This window comes from Salibaculum halophilum, assembly GCF_002094885.1.
In the GTDB taxonomy this organism is placed as follows: domain Bacteria; phylum Pseudomonadota; class Alphaproteobacteria; order Rhodobacterales; family Rhodobacteraceae; genus Salibaculum; species Salibaculum halophilum.
In genome coordinates, this window is record NZ_MSIT01000007.1 from 125,803 (window position 1) to 150,931 (window position 25,129).

General features: G+C 68.9%; 21 protein-coding genes. 13 read left to right on the forward strand and 8 right to left on the reverse strand.

The annotated features are described in order from the left end of the window. The gene (ccoN, locus tag BU124_RS06230; RefSeq protein ID WP_084861754.1) at positions 1–1,596 is read right to left on the reverse strand and encodes a cytochrome-c oxidase, cbb3-type subunit I; all 1,596 of its coding nucleotides are present in this window, start codon (positions 1,594–1,596) and stop codon (positions 1–3) included. A gap of 201 nt (positions 1,597–1,797) precedes the next feature. Here ccoN and BU124_RS06235 point away from each other — a divergent pair, with 201 nt between their 5' ends. After that, positions 1,798–2,640, forward strand: a complete 843-nt coding sequence (locus BU124_RS06235) for a universal stress protein (protein WP_084861756.1) — start codon at positions 1,798–1,800, stop codon at positions 2,638–2,640. A 61-nt stretch (positions 2,641–2,701) separates the two neighbouring features. Here the strand turns inward: BU124_RS06235 and fnrL are convergent, their stop codons facing one another. Then, positions 2,702–3,445, reverse strand: coding sequence for a transcriptional regulator FnrL (gene fnrL / locus BU124_RS06240; RefSeq protein WP_084861758.1), 744 nt, complete (start codon positions 3,443–3,445; stop codon positions 2,702–2,704). 64 nt (positions 3,446–3,509) lie between these two features. Here fnrL and hemN point away from each other — a divergent pair, with 64 nt between their 5' ends. The 3 genes from hemN (at position 3,510) to BU124_RS06255 (ending at position 7,195) form a co-directional block, all read left to right on the forward strand. Next, entirely contained in the window at positions 3,510–4,865 is a 1,356-nt protein-coding gene (hemN, locus tag BU124_RS06245) for an oxygen-independent coproporphyrinogen III oxidase (protein WP_084861760.1), read from the forward strand. A 65-nt stretch (positions 4,866–4,930) separates the two neighbouring features. Beyond that, entirely contained in the window at positions 4,931–6,109 is a 1,179-nt protein-coding gene (locus tag BU124_RS06250) for an MFS transporter (RefSeq protein ID WP_084861762.1), read from the forward strand. Between the two features lie 63 nt (positions 6,110–6,172). Continuing rightward, complete coding sequence (locus BU124_RS06255) at positions 6,173–7,195, forward strand: aspartate-semialdehyde dehydrogenase (protein ID WP_084861764.1); 1,023 nt, start codon at positions 6,173–6,175, stop codon at positions 7,193–7,195. Between the two features lie 57 nt (positions 7,196–7,252). On the opposite strand, the gene BU124_RS06260 is transcribed toward BU124_RS06255, so the two are convergent. Both BU124_RS06260 and BU124_RS06265 read right to left on the reverse strand, forming a co-directional pair. Beyond that, positions 7,253–7,564, reverse strand: coding sequence for a P-II family nitrogen regulator (locus BU124_RS06260; protein ID WP_084861766.1), 312 nt, complete (start codon positions 7,562–7,564; stop codon positions 7,253–7,255). Between the two features lies 1 nt (position 7,565). Beyond that, positions 7,566–8,543, reverse strand: a complete 978-nt coding sequence (locus tag BU124_RS06265; RefSeq protein ID WP_084861768.1) for a sodium-dependent bicarbonate transport family permease — start codon at positions 8,541–8,543, stop codon at positions 7,566–7,568. A 363-nt stretch (positions 8,544–8,906) separates the two neighbouring features. On the opposite strand from BU124_RS06265, the gene BU124_RS06270 reads away from it, so the two are divergent. From BU124_RS06270 to BU124_RS06280, 3 genes are all read left to right on the forward strand, one after another. Next, on the forward strand, positions 8,907–9,287 hold the full coding sequence (locus BU124_RS06270) for a hypothetical protein (protein ID WP_084861770.1): 381 nt from the start codon (positions 8,907–8,909) through the stop codon (positions 9,285–9,287). A gap of 65 nt (positions 9,288–9,352) precedes the next feature. Next, on the forward strand, positions 9,353–10,729 hold the full coding sequence (locus tag BU124_RS06275) for a leucyl aminopeptidase family protein (RefSeq protein ID WP_084861773.1): 1,377 nt from the start codon (positions 9,353–9,355) through the stop codon (positions 10,727–10,729). Beyond that, on the forward strand, positions 10,726–11,556 hold the full coding sequence (locus BU124_RS06280) for a C40 family peptidase (RefSeq protein WP_084861775.1): 831 nt from the start codon (positions 10,726–10,728) through the stop codon (positions 11,554–11,556). The genes BU124_RS06275 and BU124_RS06280 overlap by 4 nt, the downstream gene beginning before the upstream one ends. Positions 11,557–11,614: 58 nt before the next feature. On the opposite strand, the gene smc is transcribed toward BU124_RS06280, so the two are convergent. Continuing rightward, a complete protein-coding gene (smc, locus tag BU124_RS06285) occupies positions 11,615–15,070 on the reverse strand; it encodes a chromosome segregation protein SMC (protein ID WP_084861777.1) in 3,456 nt (1,151 codons plus the stop codon). A gap of 235 nt (positions 15,071–15,305) precedes the next feature. Here smc and BU124_RS06290 point away from each other — a divergent pair, with 235 nt between their 5' ends. Further along, positions 15,306–16,520 carry a TsoY family (seleno)protein gene (locus tag BU124_RS06290; protein WP_084861975.1) on the forward strand — a complete coding sequence of 405 codons (1,215 nt, stop codon included), beginning with the start codon at positions 15,306–15,308 and terminating at the stop codon, positions 16,518–16,520. An 85-nt stretch (positions 16,521–16,605) separates the two neighbouring features. Here BU124_RS06290 and BU124_RS06295 read toward each other — a convergent pair whose 3' ends face one another. Beyond that, the gene (locus BU124_RS06295; protein WP_084861779.1) at positions 16,606–18,252 is read right to left on the reverse strand and encodes a thiamine pyrophosphate-binding protein; all 1,647 of its coding nucleotides are present in this window, start codon (positions 18,250–18,252) and stop codon (positions 16,606–16,608) included. A 107-nt stretch (positions 18,253–18,359) separates the two neighbouring features. On the opposite strand from BU124_RS06295, the gene BU124_RS06300 reads away from it, so the two are divergent. Next, complete coding sequence (locus BU124_RS06300) at positions 18,360–18,893, forward strand: NADPH-dependent FMN reductase (protein WP_084861781.1); 534 nt, start codon at positions 18,360–18,362, stop codon at positions 18,891–18,893. On the opposite strand, the gene BU124_RS06305 is transcribed toward BU124_RS06300, so the two are convergent. After that, positions 18,890–19,927, reverse strand: a complete 1,038-nt coding sequence (locus BU124_RS06305; RefSeq protein WP_084861783.1) for an NAD(P)/FAD-dependent oxidoreductase — start codon at positions 19,925–19,927, stop codon at positions 18,890–18,892. The two genes, BU124_RS06300 and BU124_RS06305, sit on opposite strands and share 4 nt — an antisense overlap. Before the next feature lie 48 nt (positions 19,928–19,975). Here BU124_RS06305 and mnmC2 point away from each other — a divergent pair, with 48 nt between their 5' ends. Next, positions 19,976–20,635 (forward strand): tRNA (5-methylaminomethyl-2-thiouridine)(34)-methyltransferase MnmC2, encoded by a 660-nt coding sequence (gene mnmC2, locus BU124_RS06310; protein WP_084861785.1) that lies wholly within the window; start codon positions 19,976–19,978, stop codon positions 20,633–20,635. After that, complete coding sequence (locus BU124_RS06315) at positions 20,635–21,498, forward strand: DMT family transporter (protein ID WP_084861787.1); 864 nt, start codon at positions 20,635–20,637, stop codon at positions 21,496–21,498. The genes mnmC2 and BU124_RS06315 overlap by 1 nt, the downstream gene beginning before the upstream one ends. Here the strand turns inward: BU124_RS06315 and BU124_RS15120 are convergent. Beyond that, positions 21,472–23,529 (reverse strand): lytic transglycosylase domain-containing protein, encoded by a 2,058-nt coding sequence (locus tag BU124_RS15120; protein WP_084861789.1) that lies wholly within the window; start codon positions 23,527–23,529, stop codon positions 21,472–21,474. The genes BU124_RS06315 and BU124_RS15120 overlap by 27 nt on opposite strands. Before the next feature lie 151 nt (positions 23,530–23,680). On the opposite strand from BU124_RS15120, the gene dapA reads away from it, so the two are divergent. Together dapA and smpB are read left to right on the forward strand one after the other, a co-directional pair. Then, positions 23,681–24,553: a 4-hydroxy-tetrahydrodipicolinate synthase gene (gene dapA, locus BU124_RS06325; RefSeq protein WP_084861791.1), complete on the forward strand. Its 873-nt coding sequence runs from the start codon at positions 23,681–23,683 to the stop codon at positions 24,551–24,553. Between the two features lie 94 nt (positions 24,554–24,647). Then, complete coding sequence (gene smpB, locus BU124_RS06330) at positions 24,648–25,124, forward strand: SsrA-binding protein SmpB (protein ID WP_084861977.1); 477 nt, start codon at positions 24,648–24,650, stop codon at positions 25,122–25,124. The last annotated feature ends 5 nt before the right edge of the window (positions 25,125–25,129 follow it).

Here is a 25,129-nt window from a genome sequence, read left to right on the forward strand (position 1 = left end):
TTATTCGGCGGGGGTGGCGGCGGGGGCGGCGGACACTTGCCTCTGCCCGCGGACCGTCATCCAGAGGTTGTAGCACATGATCAGCGCACCGGAGAGGTAGAGCACCCCGCCCAGGCCGCGCACCACGTACATCGGGAACTTGGCGCTCACGGTGTCGGCGAAGGAGTTCACCAGGAACCCTTGCGAGTCGACCTCGCGCCACATCAGGCCCTCCATGATCCCGGTGACCCACATCGAGGCGGCGTAGAGCACGATGCCGATGGTGGCGAGCCAGAAGTGCCAGTTGACCAGGGACAGGCTGTAGAGCCGGGCGCGGTTCCACAGGCGCGGCGTCAGGAAGTAGAGCGCGCCGAAGGTGATCATGCCGTTCCAGCCCAGCGCGCCGGAATGAACGTGGCCGATGGTCCAGTCGGTGTAGTGCGACAGCGAGTTGACCGCCCGGATCGACATCATCGGGCCCTCGAAGGTCGACATGCCGTAAAAGCCGATCGAGATGACCATCATGCGGATGATCGGGTCGGTGCGGATCTTGTCCCAGGCGCCAGACAGCGTCATTAGCCCGTTGATCATGCCGCCCCAGGAGGGCATCCAGAGCACGATCGAGAACACCATGCCCAGCGTCGAGGCCCAGTCGGGCAGCGCGGTGTAGTGCAGGTGGTGCGGACCGGCCCAGATATAGATGAAGATCAGCGCCCAGAAGTGGATGATCGACAGCTTGTAGCTGAACACCGGGCGTTCGGCCTGCTTGGGCACGAAGTAGTACATCATGCCGAGGAAACCCGCGGTCAGGAAGAAGCCCACCGCGTTGTGGCCGTACCACCACTGGGTCATTGCGTCCTGCACGCCGGCCATGGCGCTGACCGACCGCGACCCGGTGAGCGACACCGGCAGCGCCAGGTTGTTGACGACGTGCAGCATGGCCACCGTCACGATGAAGGACAGGTAGAACCAGTTGGCCACGTAGATGTGGGGTTCCTTGCGCTTGATGATCGTACCCAGGAAGACGCCGAGGTAGGCGACCCAGACCACCGTGAGCCAGAGGTCGACGTACCATTCGGGCTCGGCGTATTCACGCGACTGCGTGGCCCCCATGAGGTAGCCGGTCGCCGCCAGCACGATGAACAGCTGGTAGCCCCAGAAGACGAACCAGGCGGTGTTGCCACCCCAAAGCCGGGCGGCACTGGTGCGTTGCACGACATAGAAGGACGAGGCGATCAGGGCGTTACCGCCGAAGGCGAAAATCACCGCCGAGGTGTGCAGCGGACGCAGGCGGCCGAAGTTGCCATAGCCCTGCAGGAAATCGAAGTTGAGCTGCGGAAACGCCAGCTGGAAGGCGATGAAGGTCCCCACCAGGAACCCGGCAATGCCCCAGAAGGCGGTGGCGATGACGCCCGCGCGCACGACCCCGTCCATATAGCCGGCCGGGGCCGGTTTCTCGTCGCCGGCGGTTCTCACCGTGTATATGAACAACCCGGCCGCGACGGCCATGACGAGCAATGCGTGGACCTGGAATGCCAGGTCCCTCGCAAAGTTCGCCGCCACTGCGGCCAGCAGGGCAGTGATGCCCAGGACCGCGATCTTGATCCAATCCCACATGACGTGCGTTCCCTTCCTTGGCCCGCGCGAGTCAGATCGGACTCGTCCGGGCGGATGCTTCTGCGTCCGGGGTGTGTCATCTCGGGCAGGGCGCGGCCTTGATCCATGTCAAGTGAATCCGGGCCAAGGCTTGCTAGGACTGAAAGGGCAAACACCCGCGACCGCCCCATGGTTCGGCCCGCAAGAGCTCGAGGATCCGCCATGTCCTACAAGACAATCGCCGTCATCGTGACCGATGCGGTCGCCGACGCGCCCGCGCTGACCGCCGCCGCCGAGATTGCCGTGCGCGAGCGGGCCCACCTGGATGTCCACGCGCTCGGGGTCGATCCCGCGCGGTACGAGGCCATGCCGGTGGGGGCCGCCGGCGTCGTCCTCGAGTCCGGCGTCGACGAAGCACGCCAACAGGCCGATGACCTCGTCGGGTGGGCCGAAGGCGTGCTGGCGGCCTACGACCTTGCCGCCGTGGTGGCGCCCGCCGTGGTGACGACAATGGGCCTGGACGGGACAGTGGCGCGGCTGGCGCGCTATGCCGATCTGGTGGTCGCGGCCCAGCCCTATGGCGAGGCGGCGACGCAGATGCAGGTCCTGACGCTGGAGGCCGCGCTCTTCGGGACGGGGGCGCCTGTCATGGTGGTGCCGGCCGGTGCCTGCGATCTGGGCCGGCCCCTCGACCGCGCCGTGATCGCCTGGGACGAGAGCGACGAATGCCTCGAGGCCGTGCGCAAGGCCCTGCCGGCCCTGCGTGACGCGGACCATACCGACATCGTCATGGTCGATCCGCCCAGTCATTCGCCTGAACGCTCGGATCCGGGCGGCGTGCTCTGTCTGATGCTGGCCCGCCACGGGGTGAAATCCGAGGTCTCTATCCTGGCCAAGACCCTGCCGCGGGTTTCGGCGGTGCTGAACCGTTTCGTGGCCGAGCACGGCAGCAAGGTGATCGTCATGGGCGCCTACGGGCACGCGCGCATGCGCGAGGCTGTCCTCGGCGGGGCGACCCGTGAAATGCTCCAGTCGGCCACCGTGCCGATCCTGATGACCCACTGAGCGGGGCGGGATGCGTGCGATGACGACCCCCGGCAACAGGCAGGACGCGACCGCGGCCCGGTCAGGCGATCAGGCCGCCATCCATGTCGTCGCCGGTCTCTTCCATGAGGGCGGGCATGTCGGGGACGATGATTCGGCGCTTGCCGTCCAGCTCGATGATGCCCTCGCGCTTGAGCGCGGAAATCTGGCGGCTGACCGTTTCCAGCGTCAGGCCCAGGTAGTCGGCCATGGCTTCCCGTGTCAGCGGCAGGTCGATGACCACCGCATCGCCCTGGGCGGCGAATTCCATGCTTTTCTCGCGCCGGGCGATGATCGTCAGCAGGCTGGAGATCTTCTCGCGGGCGGTCTTGCGCCCGAGGATCAGCATCCATTCCCGCGCCGCGTCGAGGTCGTCGAGCGTCATTTCCAGAAGCCGCTCGGAGATATGCGGCGTCATCGCCAGCTGTTTCTCGAAGGGCTTGCGCCGGAAACAGCACAGCGTGATCTCGGAGACGGCCGTGACATCGTAGGGCAGCGAGGCGCGCCCAGGGCGACCGACGAAATCGGAGGGCAGCAAAAGGCCCACCATCTGCGTGCGCCCGTCCTCCATGGTCTGGCTGAGCGAGGCAACTCCCCGCACGACCGACCCGACGAAGGTCAACTCGTCACCGCCCCAGGCGATCGTCTGCCCGGGCGCATAGGTGCGGTAGTACTTGATCTGGTCGAGCTCCAGAAGCTCGTCGTCGGTGCAACTGGAACAGACCGCCCGATGGCGGATCGGGCAATCGGCACAACGGATGTCCGTTGTCGACAGCGAAATAGACACAGCTTGGGTCCCCGTTCGCAAAGAAGAACGGATTTAGCCTAACGCGAAGGATCAGGAGTTAGCAATGTCATCCATCGACCGACTGCGGCGTTTGGGGCTCTTTGACGCGAGGGCCCCCCGCTACACCAGCTATCCGCCCGCCAACCATTTCAACGAAAATGTCGGCCCCGAAACCGTCGCGAGCTGGTTGCAGGCCGTCCCCTCGGGGGCGCGCGTCTCGCTTTACCTGCACATCCCTTATTGCCGGCGCCTGTGCTGGTTCTGTGCCTGCCGGACACAGGGCACCAGCACGGATCGTCCGCTGATCCCCTACCTCGACCAATTGCGGGCCGAGATGGCGATCGTTGACGCGAATCTGCCGCAGGACATGGTGCTCAGCCAGGTACACCTCGGCGGCGGCACGCCGACGCTGCTGCCACCCAACATGATCCGCGACCTGGGCCGCGACATCGCCGCGTTCCGCCCCCGGGCCGAGGATTGCCAGTTCTCGGTCGAGATCGACCCGACCGAGGTGGACCGGCCGCGAATCGAGGCCCTCGGCGAGATCGGCATGACCCGCGCCTCGATCGGGGTGCAGGACTTCGACCCGGTCGTGCAGGAGTGTATCGGCCGCCAGCAGAGCTTCGAGCAGACCCGCGATGTCGTCGACATGCTGCGCGAGACCGGGGTGCACAGCCTGAACATGGATATCCTTTACGGCCTTCCGCACCAGGACAAGGGGCGCATGGCCGACAGCGTGCAGAAGGTGCTGTCGCTGGCCCCCGACCGGGTGGCGCTTTACGGCTACGCGCATGTGCCGTGGATGGCCAAGCGGCAGGCCATGATCCCCGCGGATGCTCTTCCCGACGCCGAGGCGCGGCTGGCCCTCTTCGACACTGCGCGGCGGCTGTTCGTCTGGGACGGCTACCGCGAGATCGGCATCGACCACTACGCCCGCGAGGGCGACACCCTCGCCGAAGCCGACCGCCTCGGCACCCTGCGGCGCAATTTCCAGGGCTACACGGATGACACCTCGGACCTGCTGATCGGGCTGGGCGCTTCGGCGATCTCGCGCTATCCGCAGGGGTTCGCGCAGAACCATTCGACCTCCTCGACCTATGCCGGGGCCGTCGCCGAGAGGCGCCTGGCCACCGTGCGCGGCCATGCCACGAGCGCCGAGGACCGGGTGCGCGCGGACATGATCGAAATGCTGATGTGCCGCTTCGAACTGGACCTCGACGCGCTTGCCGCGCGGCATGGCCTGTCGGTCGCGGCCCTGCGCGACCGGGTCCGGCACATCCCGCGGGATTTTCCCGACCATGTCGAGGTGCATGACAATCGCATCCGCCTGACCGAGAACGCCCGCCTGGTGGCGCGTCTGATCGCCGCGGAACTGGACGAATACGCCATGCCTGAGGGGCGCCACTCGCGGGCGCTCTGACGCGCCCGGTCTTGTCGCTGATGCCGCGACGTGCGACCTGACCCCGATCGAAGGGAAGGGAAGCCATGCAAGCGGGCGTCATCAGCCTCGTGCTGGCCTATGTGCTCAGCCAGTTCTATCGCGCGTTCCTCGCAGTGCTGGCGCCTGCGCTGGAGGCCGATCTTGGGGCCACGCCGGCCGATCTGTCCTGCGCCTCGGGCATGTGGTTCGTGGTCTTCGCCGCGATGCAGATTCCGGTGGGCGCGGCGCTCGACCGAGTCGGGCCGCGGCGCACGGCTTCGGTGCTCTTCGCGCTGGGCGGGGCCGGCGGCGCGCTGGTCTGTGCGCTGGCGCAATCGCCGCTGCACATCGTTTTCGGCATGGTGCTTCTGGGGATCGGCTGTTCGCCGGTGCTGATGGCGTCCTACTTCATCTTCGCGCGGGTCTACCCCGCGGCCGTCTTCGGCACGCTGGCGGGCGTGGTGCTGGGCATCGGCTCGCTGGGCAACGTCGCCAGTTCCGTGCCGCTGGCCTGGACGGCCGAGGCCATCGGCTGGCGCGGCACGATGTTCGCGCTGGCGGCGATCAGCCTGACCATCGCCGGGCTGATCGCCGCCTTCGTCAAAGACCCGCCGCGGGCCGAGGCGGACAGGCGCGGCTCGGTCCTCGATATCCTGAAAATCCCGGCAATGTGGCTGATCCTGCCGCTGATGCTGGTGAACTACGCGCCCTCGGCCGGCACGCGTGGGCTCTGGGTCGGTCCCTACATGGCGGATGTCTTCGCGGCTGACGCAGCGCGGATCGGATTGGTGTCGCTGGTCATGGGGCTGGCCATGATCGCGGGCAACTTCGTCTACGGCCCGCTCGACCGCTGGCTGGGCACCCGCAAATGGGGCGTCCTTGCGGGCAACCTGCTGGGGGCCCTGGCCTGTTTCGCGCTGGCCGGGCTGACCGCGGGCAACATCTGGATCGTGACGGTGCTTCTGGCGATGATCGGCTTTTTCGGGGCCTCCTTCCCGCAGATGATCGCCCATGGCCGCGCCTTCTTTCCCGCGCATCTGACCGGGCGCGGCGTGAGCTTGCTCAACCTCTTCGTCATCGCGGGTGTCGGGGCCATGCAGTTCGTCACCGGCCGGGTCCACGCCGCCCGCGCGGCGGTAGCCGAGAGCCCGGCCGACCCCTACGCCACGCTGTTCGGGCTTTACGGTGCGCTGCTCCTGGCAGGGGTGGCGATCTATGCCTTCAGCCGCGACCGCACCGACTAGCCCTTCCAATTTCTGCCGTGCAGCGTTATCAGGCGTACGATTTCTAATCGGGAGCCGAAGCCAATGGGCTACAAAGTCGCCGTCGTCGGGGCCACGGGCAACGTGGGCCGGGAAATGCTCAACATCCTGGCCGAGCGCCAGTTTCCGGCTGACGAGGTCGTCGCGCTGGCCAGCCGCCGCTCGCTGGGCACCGAGGTCAGTTATGGCGACGAGACGCTCAAGACGAAGGACCTTGACGCCTTCGATTTCACCGGCTTCGACATGGCGCTTTTCGCCATCGGGTCGGACGCGACCAAGACCTACGCGCCCAAGGCCGCCGCCGCGGGCTGCGTGGTGATCGACAATTCGTCGCTCTACCGCTACGATCCCGATGTGCCGTTGGTTGTGCCCGAGGTGAACCCGCAGGCGGTCGACGGCTACGCCAAGAAGAACATCATCGCCAACCCGAACTGTTCGACCGCGCAGATGGTCGTCGCACTCAAGCCGCTGCACGACCGCGCCGGGATCAAGCGTGTCGTTGTCAGCACCTACCAGTCGGTGTCCGGGTCTGGAAAGGATGCCATCGACGAGCTGTGGAACCAAACAAAGGGGGTCTACGTCCCCGGCCAGGAGGTCGAGCCGAGCGTTTATCCCAAGCAGATCGCCTTCAACGTGATCCCGCATATCGATGTCTTCCTCGATGACGGGTCCACCAAGGAAGAGTGGAAGATGGTGGCCGAAACCAAGAAGATCGTCGATCCCTCGATCAAGGTCACGGCGACCTGCGTGCGCGTGCCTGTCTTTGTCGGCCACGCCGAGTCGATCAACATCGAGACCGAGGATTTTCTCGACGATGACGAGGCGCGCGACATCCTGCGCGAGGCGCCTGGCCTCATGGTCGTCGACAAGCGCGAGGACGGCGGCTATGTCACGCCCGTCGAATGCGTCGGCGACTTCGCCACCTTCATCAGCCGCATCCGCCAGGACAGTACCATCGACAACGGCCTGAACTTCTGGTGCGTCAGCGACAACCTGCGCAAGGGCGCCGCCCTCAACGCCGTCCAGATCGCCGAGACACTGGGCGTGCGGGTGCTCAAGAAGGGCTGAGCGACGCCCCCACACAGCCGTTGCAGGGCCCGCCGGTTTCGGCGGGTCCTTTCCGTTTCAGAACCGTTCCGCCCGCAGGACCTCCACGTCGGTGATGGTGACCACCCCGATGTGCGTTTCGACCACGTCGAAGGCGGCGTCCAGAAGGTCGTCGAGGCGCTCGGGCCGGATGATGCAGACCACCTGCACCATGCCGCTGGCGCGGCCGACCTGGCCCTCGCGCGTCCATGCGCCCGAGCGGCCCGACCCGCCCAATACCGGCAGGATGGAATAGCCCGTCACCCCGGCCTCCTCGATGGTGTCGGTCAGCCGCTTCTGCATGATCGCCTCGATGGTGATGACGACGCGCTTTGCCTTGTGGGTCTGCATGTCAGCCTCCGGTGACCAGCCGGGCCAGCGTCACGTAAAGCGGGATGCCGACCGTCAGGTTGAAGGGAAAGGTTATGCCCAGCGACAGGGTCAGGTAGATGGATGGGTTCGCCTCGGGCAGGGCCACGCGCATGGCCGCGGGCACCGCGATGTAGCTGGCCGAGGCCGACAGCACCATGAGCAGGACGGCCCCGCCGGTGCTCAGCCCGATCAGCAGCGCCGCCGCCAGCCCGGCCAGGCTGCCGATCACCGGCATCAGCATGCCAAAGGCGATGGCGCCGCCGCCCAGCACACCACGCACGTCGCGCAGGCCCCGCCCCGCGACCAGACCCATGTCCAGCAGGAACAGGCACAGGACGCCGGTAAAGGGCGCCACGATGAAGCTCGAAATGCTGGCCAGTCCCTCCTCGCCCGTCACCACGCCGATGACGAACGCGCCAATCAGCAGCACGATGGAGCCGTTCAGCAGGATTTCGCGCAAAAGCGCCCCGTCCATGCGTTTCTCGGTGCCGCCGGTCGAGATCAGCCAGAGCGCCGAGAGGATGGCCGGGGCCTCCATCACGGCGGCGACGGCAACCATGTAACCCTCGGACGAGATGCCGCGCCCTTGCAGCACCGATGTGGCGGCGACGAAGGTCACGATCGAGATCGAGCCGTAGTGCCCGGCCACCGCGGCCGCATCCGTGCGCGACATCTTCGTCATGATCTTCAGCAGGTTGAAGGCGATCATGGGCAGGCCGGCCGACAGGACCAGCCCGGCCGCGAGGGTCGCGACCAGCGTGGCGTCCACCCCGTGGCTGGCCACGCTGGCCCCGCCCTTGAACCCGATCGCGAAGAGCAGGTAGATCGACAGCCCCTTGGCAACGGCCTCGGGCACCGAAAGGTCGGACCGGGCAAGGGCCGCGGAAACGCCGAGGATGAAGGACAGGATGACGGGGGACAGAAGGTTGTCGGCGGCAAGAGATAGGATGTCAGCCATTGGCCCCCCCGGTTGTCGCAGGTTGCCGGTGCTTAGGATCGAATTTCCGCGGGGGCAACCGCTATCGATCATGGCGGGGCGAATTCCCCGGTCTGCGGATCGCGGCACGACAGCGTGCTCGCTCGCAACAGCCTTTCAGGCCGACATGGTCGCGATTGACACGGTCGTCGGGCCAAAGGCTGGGCGTGGTGCTGTCGACCTCCGGTCCGGGGTCTCGGGCATAGGCCCAATTCGCTGCAATTTCGAGGGAAAACGCCGTTGCGTGGTGCCGCCCCGTTACCGCCTTGGAAACCGTTTCGCGCCACGCTGCCGCGAGTGGTGACGGAACAAGGGCCTTGCGACGTGTCGCGGGGAACGGGGAAAATGCAGATCATAAGACTGGTTCCGCGCGAGGCGGGACAACATGACCAGTGCCTGCACGTGGTGGGCGAGACGCAGGACGTCGCGGACATCCGGCGGACCGAGGATTTCATCGCGGTCTGCGTGACCGACCTCGGCCGCCACCTGCGCCGGCTCGAGGACGATTACCGGCTGGCCGAACCCGAGCGGCTGGACAGCCGGTTGCATGCCATCGTGGCTCTGGCCGACCGGATCGGCATGCGGCAGGTCGCGCGGGTCGGGGCCGATGCTCACCATTGCCATGTTGTCGGTGACGAACCGGCCCTGGCGGCGACCCTGTCAAGGCTGATGCGCCTGCTGACCGCCACGCTGGACGAGATCGGCCTGACCCGCCCGATCTCGTGATCGGTTGCAGCGGGCGCCCCATGCACTAGGCTGCCGGGACACGACAGTCGCAAAGGTCCCGTGTCATGAAATTCCTGTCGCCCGAGACGCCGACCATTCCCCTGCATGCCGTCGCCGCCGAGGACCTGGAGGCGCACCTGGACAGCCTGCCCGCGCCCCGGGCCGCCTGGCTGCGCGCGACCGGCTTTGCCGGTCGGGTCGGGGAACTGCACCTGGCGCCGGACGAGGCGGGCAGGATCGCATGTGCCTTCGCCGGGCTGGGAAGCGCCGATCAGCGGCGGCGCAAGCGCATGGCCCTGGCCGAGGCCGCCGCCGGCCTGCCGGCGGGGAATTATCACCTCGAATCCACGCTGGACGGCGCCGCGCTGGACGAGGCGGCGCTCGCCCTGCTGTTGACCGGCTACCGCTTCGACCGGTACCGGGCCGCGTCCGAGGACGGGCCGCGCTTCGCCGCGCCCGCCGGGGTCGATGCCGCGCGGCTCGAGGCCATCGCCGCGGGCGAGGGTCTGACCCGCGACCTGATCAACACGCCCGCCAACGACATGGGCCCGCAGGAGCTTGCCGCGGCCGCCACGCGGCTGGCCGAGGATCACGGCGCCGCGGTCGAGATCACCGAGGGCGCGGACCTGCTGACGCGCAACCTGCCGCTGATTCATACCGTCGGCCGGGCCGCCGCCCGCGCCCCGCGCCTGATCGACCTGCGCTGGGGCGACACCGGGCCGCGGCTGACGCTGGTGGGCAAGGGCGTGATCTTCGACACCGGCGGGCTGAACCTCAAACCCGGCGGGTCCATGGCGCTGATGAAAAAGGACATGGGCGGCGCGGCCACCGTGCTGGGCCTGGCGCGGATGATCATGGCGCTGGGCCTGGAGATGCAGCTGCGCGTGCTGATCCCGGCAGTGGAAAACGCGGTTTCCGGCGACGCGTTCCGCCCCGGTGACATCCTGACCAGCCGCAAGGGCCTGACGGTCGAGATCAACAACACCGATGCCGAGGGGCGGCTGGTGCTGGCCGATGCGCTGGCCCTCGCCGACGAGGAGGCCCCGGACCGGATCGTGTCCTTCGCCACGCTGACAGGTGCGGCGCGCGCCGCCGTGGGGCCCGACATCGCACCTTTCTACACCACCGACGATGCCATGGCCGAGGCACTGCCGCGCGCCGGGGCTCAGGTGGGCGACCCGGTCTGGCAGATGCCCTTCCATGACCCCTACGAGGCCATGATCGAGCCGGGGATCGCCGATCTCGACAACGCGCCCGCGGGCGGTTTCGCCGGGTCGATCACCGCGGCGTTGTTCCTGCGCCGTTTCGTCGAGGCCGCCCCCTACACGCATTTCGACATCTACGGCTGGCAACCCGCCCCGGCCCCGGCCCGGCCCAAGGGCGGCGTAGGGCAGGGCGCGCGCGCCCTGTTGCAGGCCCTGCCGGGGGTGCTGTCGTCGTGAGCGACCCGCGCCTGACCCCGGTCAACGACCGCGTCGTCGCCCGCTGGCTGGCCGCGGACTATCCCGACCGTGCCCCCGCCGACCCAGAACCGCCCTGCCATGTCGCCACGCCGGTCCTGGACCTGAGCCTGTCACCGGGCGGGCCGCGCGACAGGCAGTTGCGCTATGGCGAGGGCTTCGAGGTGCTGGAGCGGCGCGACGGCCAGGCCTTCGGCATCGCCGCGCTGGCCGAATACGTGGGCTGGGTGCCCGAGTCCGGCCTCGCCCCGGCCAGCGACCGCGGCGCGGCGCTGGACTGGATCGGCGCCCGGCAGACCCATGTCTATGCCGCGCCGGACTTCAAGGCGTCCGAGCGGCTGGCGCTGCCGCACATGGCCATCGTCGCCGCCGCCGAGGTCGAGGGCCGGTTCACCCGCACCGAACTGGGCTGGGTGCCGACCGCGCACCTTGCCGATACACTGGAAACCGACCCCGTGGCGGTGGCCGAACGCTACCTCGGCACGCCCTACCTCTGGGGGGCGAATTCGTCGTTCGGGATCGACTGTTCCGGGCTGGTGCAAGTTGCGCTGCACGCCTGCGGGCGGCCCTGCCCCGGCGACAGCGACCTGCAGGAGGCCGAATTGGGCGCGCCGGTCGCGCCGGACGATCCCGTGCAGCGCGGCGATCTGGTCTTCTGGGCCGGCCATGTCGCGTTCGCGGTGGACAGCCAGACCCTGATCCACGCGACTGTCCATGACATGGCCGTGACCCTTGAACCACTCGGCATGGCCGTCTCGCGGATCGCGGCGCAGGGGGATGGGCCGGTCACGGCGCGCAAGCGCCTCTGATCGCGCGCTTTCAACAGGTTGGCCACCCGGGCCGATGGCGAAATCGGCAATGTCGCTGTCAGGCGACCATCTTTTCGGCCGCCTTCAGATCGACCGACACCAGCTGGCTGACCCCCTGTTCCTGCATGGTCACGCCGAACAGGCGGTCCATCCGGCTCATGGTGACCGCATGGTGCGTGATGATCAGAAAACGCGTGTCGGTGCGGCGGCACATCTCGTCCAGCAGGTCGCAGAACCGACCCACGTTGGCGTCGTCGAGCGGCGCGTCCACCTCGTCGAGCACGCAGATCGGCGCCGGGTTGGCCAGGAATACGGCAAAGATCAGCGCCAGCGCGGTCAGTGTCTGCTCGCCACCCGACAGAAGGCTGAGCGTCGAGAGCTTCTTGCCCGGCGGTTGGCACATGATCTCGAGGCCCGCGTCCAGCGGATCGTCGCTTTCGACCATGACCAGCTTGGCCTCGCCGCCGGCAAACAGGTGCTTGAACAGCATCCCGAAATTCTCGTTGACCTGCTCGAAGGCGGTCAGCAGCCGTTCGCGGCCCTCCTTGTTGAGGCTGGCGATGCCGGACCGCAGCGCGCGGATCGCCTCTTCCAGGTCGGTCTTTTCCCGCAGCAGCGAGTCGTGTTCCTCCTGAACCTCGCGGGCATCCTCCTCGGCGCGCAGGTTCACCGCCCCCAGCGCGTCGCGTTGGCGGCGCAGGCGGGTGACATCCGCCTCGATCTTCTCGGCATCGGGCATGTCCGCCGGGTCGGTTTCCAGCCGGTCCAGAAGGGTGTCCGGCGTGACCTCCTGCGCCTCCATGATGCGGTCTGACGCTTGATCGACGGTTTCCCGCGCGGCCTCGGCGCGCGCCTCGGCGCGGGCGCGGGCCTCGCGGGCCTCTCCGGCGGTGCGCTCGGCGTCGCGTTCGGCCAGGCCGGCCTCGCGCAGAGCAGTCTCGCCGGCCGCCAGCGCATCGGCGGCGGCCTTGCGCCGGTCCTCGGCGGCCGTGATCTCATCGGCGAGGGCCGCGCGCTGGGCCGCGATCTCGGCAGGGGCCGATTGCGCGGCCTGCAATTCTTCCGTGCTGGCCGCGCGCCGCTCTTCCAGCTCGGCCGACCGTTTCGCCGCCGTCTCCAGCCGGTGTTTCCAGCCCGAGATCTCCTTGGTGACCTCCTGGCGGCGCTTGAGGCGCGCCTCGCCCTCGCGGCGCAGTTCGTCATGGGCCGCGCGCTTGGTCATCATGGTCATGCGCGCCGCCTCGACCGTCATCTTGACATCCTCGACCCGGGCGCGGGCGGCATCCAGATCGCCAAGGGTCGTCAACGCGGCCTCGGCCTCGGCCAGGGCCTTGCGCGCCGCCTTTGCCTCGTCCGCGTTGCGCGTCACGGCAAAGCCCGAGCTTTCCAGCTTGCCCTCGGCGAGGTTGCGGTCCGCCTCGGCCCGGCTCAGGGCGCGGGCGGCCTCGGCCACCTGCGCATCCGCGGCACGGCGCGCCTCGCGGGCGCTGCGTTCCGCTTCGGTCAGGTCGGCCATTCGTTCGGTCAGGTTATCGTGGGCCAGGCGCGCGCCATGGGCCTTGGCGTTGGCCTCTTCCAGGTCGCGCTTGAGTTCCACGAGCCGGTTGAGCTGTTGCAGGCGCAGCGCGGCCGCCGAGGGCGCGTCTTCCGCCGCCGACCGAAACCCGTCCCAGCGCCAAAGATCGCCGTCGAGGCTGACGAGCCGCTGGCCCGGCAGCAGGTCGTTTTGCAGACGCGCACCCTCGGCCGCCTCCACCAGCCCGACCTGCCCCATCCGGCGCACCAGGACCGGTGGAACCGACACGAAATTGGTCAGCGCCATGACGCCCGCGGGCAGGGCCTGTGGGTGGGCATACCCCGGTAGCGCAACCCAGCCCGAGCTTTCCGCATCCTCGACCGCGGGCGCGCGCAGGTCGTCGGACAGGGCCGCGCCGAGCGCCTTTTCATAGCCGCCCTCGACGCGCAGCTGATCGAGGATCTGCGCGCCTTCCTCGGCGTCGCGGTCGACCATCTTGGCCAGGGCGGCCACCTCGGCGCGCAGCGCGTTGGCCTCGCCCTCGGCCTCGGATCTCTGGGCGCGGGCATCGGCCTCGCGGGTCTGGGTCTCGCTGCGGGCGGTCTCGGCCTCGGCCAAAACCTGTTCGGCCCGGTCGGCCGTGGCGCGGGCGGTGGTTTCGGCCTCTTGCGCGGCGGCATGATCCGACGCGGCCGTCTCGAGCGCCGCCTGCGCGTCCGCGCGTGCGGCCTTGGCGCGGGCCGCCTCGGACTCGGCCTTTTCGAGGGTCTTGCGGTTGTCCTCGATCAGGCGATTGGCCGATTGGTGCCGCGCGGCCAGCCGGGCCACGTCCTCGGTCAACTGGCTCAGGTCGGTCTCGCGGTCCTGCAGCACCTGCGCGGCGTCATGCGCCTCGGCCTGTGCTGTGTCCAGCTTGGCGGCGTGGCCTTCGCCCGCCTTGTCCAGCTCCCGGGCCTCCCACTCCAGCTGTTCGATGGTCTCGTCCGCGTCGCGGTTCAGCCCGGCCTCGCGGTCGATGTCACGGGTCAGCTGGTCGATCCGGGCCGTCAGGGTCTCGATCGTCTGTTTCGCGCGGGCTTCCTGGTCGTTGAGCGTGTCGCGCTGCACCTGCAAGCGCTGCAGGACAGCCGCGGCGATGGACTCTTCCTCCCGCAGGGGCGGCAGGGCCTCTTCGGCTTCGGCGCGGCGCCGGGCCGCGTTGCGGGCCGCTGTCTCGGCCTGTCCGGCCTCGCGAGTCGTTTCCGTCAGGGCCGCCTCGGCCTCGGCGCGGGCCTGATCGGCCTCTTGCCAGCGGCGATACAGCAAGAGCCCCTCGGCCCGGCGCAGGTCCGCGCCGATGGCGCGGTAGCGGGCGGCCTGTTTCGCTTGCCGCGCCAGTTGCTGCAGCTGGCCGGCCAGCTGCTCGATCACGTCATCGACGCGGGCGAGGTTGCTTTCCGAGCCCTTGAGCTTCAATTCCGCCTCGTGACGCCGCTGGTAGAGGCCGGAAATGCCCGCCGCCTCCTCGAGGACGCGCCGCCGGGCCTTGGGCTTGGCGTTGATCAACTCGCTGATCTGGCCCTGCCGGACCAGCGCGGGTGAATGCGCCCCTGTCGAGGCATCGGCAAACAGCATCTGCACGTCGCGCGCGCGCACGTCCTTGCCGCCGACCTTGTAGGCGCTGCCCGCGTCGCGGGTGATCCGGCGCAGGATGTCCAGCTCGTCGCGGTCATTGAAGGCCGCGGGCGCCAGCCGATCGGAATTGTCCAGATGCAGCGAGACCTCGGCATGGTTGCGCGCCGGCCGCGTGGCCGCCCCGGCAAAGATCACGTCCTCCATGCCGCCGCCGCGCATCGCGGTGGGCCGGTTCTCGCCCATGACCCAGCGCAGCGCTTCCAGAAGGTTGGACTTGCCACAGCCGTTGGGCCCGACAACCCCGGTCAGCCCGTCGCCGATCACCAGGTCGGTGGGGTCGACGAAGCTCTTGAAGCCGTTGAGTCGGAGGCGGGTGAACCGCATGGGCGGGCTGCTCGGTCTGATTCCTGTCTGGTGGATATCGTGGGCCGCGCTTTCCACGGCTGTCAACGCGGGACGCACCGATATGGGTGATATCGCGCGATTATCCACAACATATTGATCTTGTGCTCGCCCGCGTCAGCCGCGCGTCGGTGAAACACATTTCATTATTGACATACGTGTCCCGCTACCCCATGTTCAGACATATCAAGATTTTGCCATGTATCAGGAGGCACCCATGTCCCGAACACCGCACCGCCCGGCGGATACCTATTCGCCGCTCTACTTCCTCGCCTCGCTGGGGGCCGGTGGCCTTGCCGTCACCTTCTTCATGTACCTGATGTTCTGGGTCCCGCACCCCGGCCAGCCCGTCCCCGTCTTCGAGAACATCATGGCCGCCTTCCAGTCCGGCGGGCTGCCGCTCAAGGCCGCGATCGGGGTGGCCGTGACCGGCATCGCAGGCTTCGCCTTCCTCAACATCAAGCTTCTGGTCTGGAACCTGAGCCAGCTGTCGGGCTTCTCGAAAACCGAGAAATTCGACAAGCTGGTCAATTCCAACGCCGAGACCACGCTGCTGGCCATGCCGCTGGCGCTGGCGATGACGGTGAACGCCATGTTCATCCTCGGCCTCGTCTTCGTGCCCGGCCTCTGGGGTGTCGTCGAATACCTCTTCCCGCTGGCGCTGGTCGCCTTCACGCTGATCGGCTGGATCGCCTTCCGCCGCATCGGGGCCTTCCTGGGCCGCGTGCTGTCCGATGGCGGGGTCTTCGACGTGACCGCGAACAATTCCTTCGCCCAGCTTCTGCCCGCCTTCGCGCTGTCGATGGTCGCCGTCGGCCTGGCCGCCCCCGCCGCCATGAGCACCGTGCCGCTGACCGTCGGCGTTTCGCTGATCCTGTCGATCACCGTGGGCACCATCGCCGCGCTCTATGCCGTTGTCGCCGCCGTGCTGGCCTTCAACTCCATGCTGCACCACGGCACCGCCAGGGAAAGCGCCCCGACCCTGATGGTCGTCGTGCCGATCCTGACCGTGCTGGGCATCATGATGCTGCGCCAGAACCACGGCCTGCACACCACCTTCGAGGCCACGGGCGCCCCGGCCGACAACCTGATGATGACGACCATGATCCTGGCCGTGCAGGGTGTCTTCGTCGCGCTCGGCCTGCTGGTGCTGCGCCGCCAGGGCTACGCCGATGCCTATCTGCGCGGTGACGGCAACTCGCCCGGCGCCTACGCCCTGGTCTGCCCCGGTGTCGCCCTGTCGGTCATGACCCACTTCTGGATCAACAAGGGTCTTGTCGGTGCCGGCCTGATCGCCAAGTTCGGTGTCGCCTACTGGGCCTTCAGCGGTGTCGCCATCGCCTTCCAGGTGGCCATGATCGCCCTGGTCTTTCACCTCAACCGGCGCCACTTCCGCCAGCCCGCCGAGGGGCAGGCCGTGCCGGCCGAGTAATATACCCGCCTATTGGGCTGGGCCGGGCGCGCCACGCGGTGCGCCCGGTCTTGCGTTGAGTCGGGCGCAGTGCCGGGCCGGCCGGTCAGGCCCCCGGCGCCAGGTCGGACAACCGCGTGGTTGTCGACAGCGCCTCGGCATCGACCTGCAGTTCGATCACCGCCAGGGTTCCGGCGGCCCGGGATCGCGCAAAGGCAGCCGGGAAATCCGCGGTTTTTGTCACGACCTCGCCATGACCGCCATAGGCTTGGGCCAGCGCGGCAAAGTCGGGGTTGGCCAAGTCGGTGCCCGAGACGCGGCCCGGGTACTGCTTTTCCTGGTGCATGCGGATCGTGCCATAGCGGCCGTTGTTGACCACGACGACGATGGGCGCCGCTCCGTGCTGCACGGCCGTCGACATCTCGGTCAGCGTCATCTGGAAACAGCCGTCGCCGGCGAAACAGACAACCGTCCGGTCCGGATGCTCAAGCGCCGCCGAGACCGCCGCCGGAAACCCGTAGCCCATCGAGCCGCTGGTCGGCGCGAGTTGCGTGCCGTGCCGCTTGTAGCAGAAATAGCGGTGCAGCCAGGCGGCGTAGTTGCCTGCGCCGTTGGTCAGGATCGCATCCTCGGGCAGGGTGTCGGACAGCCAGCGCACGACCTCTTCGAGCTTGACCGCGCCGGGGGTTTCCTGCGGCGCCACCCAGGCCGCGTAATCGGCCCGCGCCGCGCGGGTCCAGTCCGACCAGTCCCGCCCGCATGCGGGCAAGTGTGCCAGCGCCCGGGTGAAGGTGACCGCATCGGCGGTGACCGCTAGCTCGGGCGGATAGACCCGGCCCGGCTCGCCCGGGTCTGAGTGGACATGGCAGATCCGGCAATGCGGATCGGCGGGGTCGATCAGCGTGTAGCCGCGCGTTTCGATATCGCCAAGCGGCGAGCCGATGACCAGTAGGGCATCCGCCGCCTTGACGCGCTCGGCCAAGCCTGGGTTCATGCCGACGCTCAAGTCGCCGGCATAGCACGGGTGGCGATTGTCGAGGTAGTCCTGCCGCCGAAAACCCAGCGCCACAGGAAGACCCTGGGTTTCGGCAAACATCGCCAGGTCCTGCGCCGCGTCTTTCGACCAGTGCGGCCCGCCGACCACCACCAACGGCCGCTCGGCGCGGGCAAGCCAGTCCAGCGCCTCCTCGGCCGCGCCGGCGTGGGGTGCGGCAAGTTCCACCAGCGGCGCGCGGATCGCGGGCCGGGCGACCCGGGCCGACAGCATGTCCTCGGGCAGGGCCAGCACCACGGGGCCGGGCCGCCCGCTGACGGCCACGCAAAAGGCCCGGGCGATGTATTCGGGCAGGCGTTCGGTCTGCTCGACCTCGGCCACCCACTTGGCGAGCCCCCCGAACATGGCGCGATAGTCGACCTCCTGAAAGGCCTCTCGGTCGCGATGGGCGCGGGCGACCTGGCCGACGAACAGCACCATCGGCGTGCTGTCCTGCCGCGCGACGTGAACCCCCGCGCTGGCGTTGGTGGCCCCCGGCCCGCGGGTGACGAAACAGGTCCCCGGCTGGCCGGTCATCTTGCCATGGGCCTCGGCCATCATGGCGGCCCCGCCCTCGTGGCGGCAGACGATGTTGGCGATGCCGCTGTCGTGCAGCCCGTCGAGCGCGGCGAGGAAACTCTCACCGGGCACCGAGAACACCCGCCGCACCCCCAGCCGCTGAAGCTGATCGACAAGGATCTGACCGCCGTGTCGTGTCATACCGTCTCCTTCGCGTTTGCGCACAACCATGTGGCACGCCGCGCGGGGTGGCAAGCCGGTGCCAGGCGCCTATGTCCCGCTCAAACCAATTCAAGAGGGAACTCACCATGTCCTACCTGCTCGGCCTGTCCGGCTCCCTGCGCGCGGCCTCGACCAACACCAAGCTGATGCGCGCGGCTGCCCGGATCTATGCCCCCGCCGACTTCGTCGAGGGCGACCTGGATCTGCCGCTTTACAACGGCGATGTCGAAGCGCAGGGCCTGCCCGAGACCGTGCAGACCCTGTCCGACCGGATCGCCGGGGCCGAGGCCGTCATCATTTCCTGCCCGGAATACAACAAGGCGCTGTCGGGGGTGATGAAGAACGCGCTGGACTGGATCAGCCGCACCAAGGGAAGCCCCTGGCGCGACAAGCCGGTGGCCATCATGTCAGCCACGGCCGGCCGGGCGGGCGGCGAACGGTCGCAGTCCTCGCTGCGGCTCTGCCTGAACCCGTTCCGGCCCATGGTGATCCCGGGGCCGGAGGTGCTGATCGCGGGCAGCGGCGAGGCCTTCGACGAGAACGGCGAACTGGTCAACGAAGCCTCGGTGCGGATGCTGACCGAGCTGATGGACCAGCTGCGGGCCATGGCGCGCGGCTAGAGGCTGGCGCGCGGGTCGAAGGCGGCCGGGATTCGGTCGCGGCCCTCCAGCACACGGTCGGCCATGACCTCGCCCGCCAGCGGGGCCATGCCGAAGCCGATCTTGAAGCCGCCGTTGGCCACGAATTCACCATGACGGAACGGATGCCGCCCCAGCATCGGCGCGCGCGTCCGGCTGCGCGGGCGCACCCCGGCCCAGCGGCGAACCTCGGGGACCTCGGCCAACGCGGGCACGGCCGCGCGGGCGCTGGCCAGAAGGGCGTCGCAGTGCGCGTCGGTTGCGTCCGGGCTGTCGAAGTCGCGCTCGGTCGTCGATCCGACGGCAACGGTGCCATCGGCATGAGGCACGATGTGCAGCCCGTCCACGAACAGCTGCGGCAGGGCGGCCGCGTCATGGGCCAGCAGGACCGCCTGCCCCTTGATCCCGGCCCCGACGAGGCGGCTGTGTCGGGTGGTCATCTCCTCCAGCCCCCGCCAGCCGGTGGCGTGGACGACCTGGCCCTCGGCCCGGCCCTCGGACACGATCTCGCCGCCTTTTGCGCGGATGGCCGTGGCCAGCGCCGCGCAGGCCTGCCCGGGGTGCAGCCGCGCCGTCAGCGTGTCGTGGATCAGGTGCCCGGTGGGCGCGGCCGGCGCCCAGTCGCCGCCGGGGCTGTCGATCACCTGCCACGTCGCGCGCCCCTGCCAGAGCTGCGCCGCACCCTCGGCGCGCGTGCGGGCACGGGCGAGGGCCTCGGCATCCGCCACGGGCTGCCAACGGCCGGTGCGGGCATAGCCGGGCGACAGGCCGCCGGCCTGCGCGACCTCGTCCCAGAACCCTTCGGCCATCAGCAGGCTTTCCAGCTGGAAGGCTTTCTTGTCGTTCCACTGTTCGGGCACATGCGGGGCCAGCGCGCCCACGATCCCGCCCGAGGCCCCGGCGCCGACGCCGCCGGGGTCGATCACGCGCACCGCGGCCCCGCGCCGGGCACAGCACCAGGCCACCGACAGCCCAAAGACCCCGGCCCCGAACAAGGTCACGTCCATCATTGCCATTCCCCCGTTTCCCGGCGCATCGTCCGGGGCAGAGCCATAGGACAGAACATGACAACAGACCAGCGGGCCGAGATCGACTGGCGCGACGGGCGGGTGCCCGTCTCGACGCGCTTCGATGATCCCTATTTTTCGCTCGAGGATGGCGTGGCCGAGACCACGCACGTGTTCCTTGCGGGCAATGACCTGCCCGCGCGGTTTCGCGACGGTTTTCACATCGCCGAACTGGGGTTCGGGACGGGGCTGAATTTCCTTGTGGCGCTGGCGGCCTTCCGCGCGGCGGGCATCGCGGGCCGCCTGCATTTCACCAGTTTCGAGGCCTATCCCATGGCCCCCGCAGACCTGCGCCGCGCGCTGGCGGCGCACCCCGACCTGCCGGGCGGGCTGTTGCACGACGGCGTGCCCGACGCGCTGGAGGGGCCGGATTTCAGCCTGCGGGTGATCCCCGGCGACGCCCGGCAAAGCCTGCCCGCCTGGCCCGGCCGCGCCGACGCCTGGTTTCTCGATGGCTTCGCCCCGGCCCGGAACCCCGAGCTTTGGGGCGTGGCCCTGATGACGCAGGTCGCCCGGCACACCGCCCCCGGCGGCACCGCGGCCACCTATACCGCCGCCGGCCACGTGCGCCGGGCACTGCAGGCCGCGGGTTTCGAGGCCAGCCGTGCGCCCGGCTATGGCCGCAAGCGCCACATGACGCGGGCGAGGCTGCGCTGATGCAGTCCAACACCCGCCTCGGCATCGGGTTGATGATCGCCACCACCTTCGTCTTTGCCATGCAGGACGGGATCAGCCGCCACCTGGCGCGCGAATACAACGTCATGATGATCGTGATGATCCGCTACTGGTTCTTCGGGGCCTTCGTCATGGCCATCGCCGGCCGGCAGGCCGGCTCGATCCGGGCCGCGGCGCGCACCACTCAGCCCGCGCTGCAGATATTTCGCGGCCTGCTGCTGGCCGCCGAGATCTGCGTCATGGTGCTGGCCTTCGTCTATCTCGGTCTCGTCGAAAGCCACGCGGTCTTTGCCTGTTACCCTCTGTTGATCGCCGCCCTCTCCGGCCCCGTGCTCGGCGAGGGCGTCGGCTGGCGGCGCTGGGTGGCGATTGCCGTGGGCTTTCTCGGCGTGCTGGTGATCCTGCAGCCGGGGATAACGGTTTTCCAGCCCACGGCCGTCATTCCGCTGATCGCGGCCAGCATGTTCGCGCTTTACGGCCTGCTGACGCGCTATGCCGCGCGGCGCGACAGCGCGGCGACCTCGTTCTTCTGGACCGGGGTCAGTGGCATGGTGGCCCTGACACTTGCCGGACTCTGGTTCTGGCAGCCGATGACCGCGCCCGACTGGGGCTGGATGGGGGCGCTCTGCCTGACCGGAGCGCTGGGGCATTTCCTGCTGATCAAGACCTACGAGGTCGCCGAGGCCAGCGCCGTCCAGCCCTTTGCCTATCTGCAACTGGTCTTCGCCTCGGCGCTCGGTATCGCGGTGTTCGGTGAAACCCTGGCGCCGAACGTCGCCATCGGCGCCGCCATTGTCGTGGGCGCCGGGCTGTTCACGCTATTGCGCGGCCCACGCGGGGCCTGACAGGTCGTCCGGGCGCGGTCGGGGCCGCAGCGCGGACAGGCCCAATGCGTCGGGCCGCAGGCGCGGCCGGATCACTGGCGCGGCCCCGCGCAGCAGCGCGCGGAAGGCCACCGGGCCGGTGTCGCCGCTCAGGCGCGCGCGGTAGACGGGAATGCCCTCGGTCACGCGCATGACGTAGTTGCGGGTCTCGCGGAAGGGGATGTGCTCGATCCAGTCGATCACGTCCATGCCGCCGGCCATGTCGCCGCGCCGCGGGTCGCCGCGCGACGCTATCCAGTCTCGCACCCGGCCCGGGCCGGCGTTGTAGCCCACCGCGATCAGGGCGGGGCTGTTGCCGAACGCGCCGCGCAGGTAGTCCAGATAGGCCGCCCCCAGCCGCGCGTTGTAGGGCCAGTCCAGCACCAGCCGCGCCCGCGAATAGGGCAGACCTTGCGCATCGGCCATGTCCTGCGCCGTGCCGGGCATCAGCTGCATCAGGCCCAGCGCGCCCACGGCGCTGCCCGCGTCGGGGCGAAACTCGCTTTCCTGCCGCGCGACTGCGAGGGCCAGCGCGGGGTCCACCGACAGGTCCATCCCGGCCAGGGGGTGGATCGGGAAATGGTGATCCTGCACCAGAACGCCGCCGCGCAGGGCGGTCTTGGCCACCAGAACGGTGAAAAAGGGTTCGTCCATGTCCATTAGCAGATCGCCCAACTGGCCCACCGCGGGGCGGTTGAGGTCGCGGGCCAGGTCAGCGAGGAACAGCACGGCAAGGCCGCGTTCGCCACCCGACAGCAGCAGCATGGCGGCGCGGAACCGGTCATCGCTCACGAAGGATGCCGACTGCCAGTCGGCAAAGTCCTCGCCGCCAGCGACCCAGGGGGCCAGCGGCCGGCCCAGACGCTCGGAGGCCAGAAGCCCGTAAAAGGTTGTCTGGTGCTGCGCGGCACGGGAATAGGCGTCACGGGCGGCCTCGGGGTCGTCGAGCGCGTCGTGGGCCCGGCCCAGCCAGAAGCCCGCGCGCCCCTGCGAGATCGGGGTCGAGACCGCCGCGGCGAAGGTCTCGAAATGGTCGAGCGCGCGGGCGGGATCGTCGAGGTAGGTCAGCGCCACGTAGCCCGACAGCCATTCGAGATCGGCGAAAGAGGCCCCGTCGTCCAGGAAATGCCGGCTTGCCAGGTCATAGGCGACGCGCGGCTTGCCCTCGCGCATCTGCCATCGCGCGAGAATGCGCCGCCAACTGGCCCAGCGCCAGGGGTGAACCAGCGCCGCGACGCTTTGCGAGCGGTCGCGCAGCAGGGCCACGGCCTCGGTCCAGTCGCCCCGCGCGGCCAGCCAGTTGAACCTGTCGTAGGCCAGCGCCGGGTCGTCGCGCAGGTCCGGCGGAACAGCGGCCAAGCGGGCGTCAAGGTCATCGGTGTCCTCGATATAGCCGATGCGGGCGCGGGCCAGGGCGCGCCCGTCCTTGTCCAGCAGGGGCAGCAGGCGGGCGGCATCCTCGGTCCGCCAGCGCCAGAGCATCCGGTCGGCCCGCGTTGCGTGATGCGGGGCCAGCAGTGCCGGGTATTCCGCGAAAAGTGCCGCGAACCCCTCTTCTGACAGGCCCCGCGTCGTCCAGACATCCACCAGCATGGCCTCGGCCGCCTCGGAACGGCCCGCGTCGGCAAGCGCCCGGGCATGGGCAAGGGCGCCCGCGCCCGTCTCAGTTGCGCGCCCCTCGAAAAACGACAGCACGCGGTCGGTCGGCACGGTTTCGTCGATCAGGCCCTCGGCGGCCTCGCGCGCGGCGTCCAGCCCGGGCCAGTCGGCCCGCGCAGCCAGAAACGCCGGGTATTCGGCAAAGACAGCATCGCCCGCGCGCAGGCGCAGCCAGGTGATCAGATCGCGCTCCAGATCGCCCTCGTCGGCCATCAACGCATAGGCCGTCGGCCAGTTCCCGGCCTCGGCGGCCTCGAAGGCCGCCCCGACCGGGCCGGGGTCTTCCGGCCCCTGCGCCGTGGCCGGGACGCAGAGGCAGAGCCAGACACCCAGGGCTGCCAGTAGTCGGTGCATTCCGCATTCCCTGCCGTAACGATAATCGGCACGCTAGCGCCGTGGGGCCTGGCCGCAATTCACAAACTTGGCAAAGGCGGAAAACCGCACTAGGGTCCGCGCGATTTCACCACTGGGCGATCCCGCCCGCACCACGGAAAGGAAGCGTGTCATGATCAAGGGGTCCATTCCCGCCCTCGTCACGCCGTTCAGCGACGGCCAGGTCGATCTTGAGACGCTCAAGAAACTGGTGGACTGGCACGTCGATCAGGGCAGCCACGGGATCGTGCCGGTGGGCACCACGGGCGAGAGCCCGACCCTGAGCCATGCCGAGCACGATCGCGTCGTGGCCGAGGTGATCGCGGCAGCCGACGGCCGCATCCCGGTGATCGCCGGGGCCGGGTCCAACAATACCGCCGAGACAGTGCGCCTGGTCAAGGCCGCGAAAGAGGCCGGGGCCGATGCCGCGCTGGTCGTCACGCCCTATTACAACAAGCCCACCCAGAAGGGCCTTATCGCGCATTACACCGCCGCCGCCGATTGCGGCCTGCCGATAATCATCTACAACATTCCCGGCCGGTCGGTCGTGGACATGACCCCGGCAACCATGGGCGAACTGGCCCGCCACCCCAACATCGTCGGGGTCAAGGACGCCACCGGCGACCTGGCCCGCGTGCCGCGGCAACGCATCACCTGCGGCACCGATTTCATCCAGCTCTCGGGCGAGGACCCCACGGCGCTGGGCTTCAACGCCCATGGCGGCACCGGATGCATCTCGGTGACGGCCAATGTGGCGCCAAAACTGTGCTCCGAGATGCAGGAGGCCACGCTGGCCGGCGATTTCGCGAACGCGCTGCGCATAACCGACAGGCTGATGCCGCTGCATATCGCGATTTTCGAGGAGCCGGGCCTCGTCGGGGCAAAGTACGGCATGTCGCTTCTGGGGCTGTGTGACGCCGAGGTGCGATCGCCGCTGGCCCCGCTGGAGGACAGCACCAAGGCGCATATCCGCGACGGCATGGTCCATGCCGGGCTGCTGAACTAGGCGGGCCGGGTCATCGCACCCGCCAAGGTGCCGGCGGCCGGATCGGCGCCGGGCGGCTTGTGTGCGCCGGCCCCATGGCCTATCTCCGATGCTCATGGCCAAGAAAGAACCCGACAATCCCAATTACAAGGTCATCGCCGAGAACCGGCGAGCCCGCCGCGACTTCGAGATCGTCGACGATCTCGAATGCGGCATCGTGCTGTCCGGGTCCGAGGTGAAGTCGCTGCGCAGCGGCCAGTCCAACATCGCCGACAGCTATGCCAGCGTCGAAGACGGCGAGCTGTGGCTGACCAACGCCTATATCGCGCCCTACCAGCAGGCCATGTTTCCGCACGAGGAACGCCGCCGCCGCAAGCTTCTGGTCGGCAAGCGCGAACTGGCCCGCATGTGGAACGCCACCCAGCGCGAGGGCATGACCCTCGTGCCGCTGGTGATGTATTTCAACCACAAGGGCATCGTGAAGGTGAAGGTCGCCACCGCCAAGGGCAAGAAGAAGGCCGACAAGCGCGCCACCGAGGCCAAGCGCGACTGGAACCGCCAGAAGCAGCGCCTGCTCAAGCAGAACGGCTGAGCCGC

What these genes read in the sequence shown, in the direction of transcription:
- ccoN (WP_084861754.1), bottom strand. Translation starts at nt 1,596, where the DNA reads ATGTGGGATTGGATCAAGATCGCGGTCCTGGGCATCACTGCCCTGCTG.
- BU124_RS06235 (WP_084861756.1), top strand. Translation starts at nt 1,798, where the DNA reads ATGTCCTACAAGACAATCGCCGTCATCGTGACCGATGCGGTCGCCGAC.
- hemN (WP_084861760.1), top strand. Translation starts at nt 3,510, where the DNA reads ATGTCATCCATCGACCGACTGCGGCGTTTGGGGCTCTTTGACGCGAGG.
- BU124_RS06250 (WP_084861762.1), top strand. Translation starts at nt 4,931, where the DNA reads ATGCAAGCGGGCGTCATCAGCCTCGTGCTGGCCTATGTGCTCAGCCAG.
- BU124_RS06255 (WP_084861764.1), top strand. Translation starts at nt 6,173, where the DNA reads ATGGGCTACAAAGTCGCCGTCGTCGGGGCCACGGGCAACGTGGGCCGG.
- BU124_RS06260 (WP_084861766.1), bottom strand. Translation starts at nt 7,564, where the DNA reads ATGCAGACCCACAAGGCAAAGCGCGTCGTCATCACCATCGAGGCGATC.
- BU124_RS06265 (WP_084861768.1), bottom strand. Translation starts at nt 8,543, where the DNA reads ATGGCTGACATCCTATCTCTTGCCGCCGACAACCTTCTGTCCCCCGTC.
- BU124_RS06270 (WP_084861770.1), top strand. Translation starts at nt 8,907, where the DNA reads ATGCAGATCATAAGACTGGTTCCGCGCGAGGCGGGACAACATGACCAG.
- BU124_RS06275 (WP_084861773.1), top strand. Translation starts at nt 9,353, where the DNA reads ATGAAATTCCTGTCGCCCGAGACGCCGACCATTCCCCTGCATGCCGTC.
- smc (WP_084861777.1), bottom strand. Translation starts at nt 15,070, where the DNA reads ATGCGGTTCACCCGCCTCCGACTCAACGGCTTCAAGAGCTTCGTCGAC.
- BU124_RS06290 (WP_084861975.1), top strand. Translation starts at nt 15,306, where the DNA reads ATGTCCCGAACACCGCACCGCCCGGCGGATACCTATTCGCCGCTCTAC.
- BU124_RS06295 (WP_084861779.1), bottom strand. Translation starts at nt 18,252, where the DNA reads ATGACACGACACGGCGGTCAGATCCTTGTCGATCAGCTTCAGCGGCTG.
- BU124_RS06300 (WP_084861781.1), top strand. Translation starts at nt 18,360, where the DNA reads ATGTCCTACCTGCTCGGCCTGTCCGGCTCCCTGCGCGCGGCCTCGACC.
- BU124_RS06305 (WP_084861783.1), bottom strand. Translation starts at nt 19,927, where the DNA reads ATGGCAATGATGGACGTGACCTTGTTCGGGGCCGGGGTCTTTGGGCTG.
- mnmC2 (WP_084861785.1), top strand. Translation starts at nt 19,976, where the DNA reads ATGACAACAGACCAGCGGGCCGAGATCGACTGGCGCGACGGGCGGGTG.
- BU124_RS06315 (WP_084861787.1), top strand. Translation starts at nt 20,635, where the DNA reads ATGCAGTCCAACACCCGCCTCGGCATCGGGTTGATGATCGCCACCACC.
- BU124_RS15120 (WP_084861789.1), bottom strand. Translation starts at nt 23,529, where the DNA reads ATGCACCGACTACTGGCAGCCCTGGGTGTCTGGCTCTGCCTCTGCGTC.
- dapA (WP_084861791.1), top strand. Translation starts at nt 23,681, where the DNA reads ATGATCAAGGGGTCCATTCCCGCCCTCGTCACGCCGTTCAGCGACGGC.
- smpB (WP_084861977.1), top strand. Translation starts at nt 24,648, where the DNA reads ATGGCCAAGAAAGAACCCGACAATCCCAATTACAAGGTCATCGCCGAG.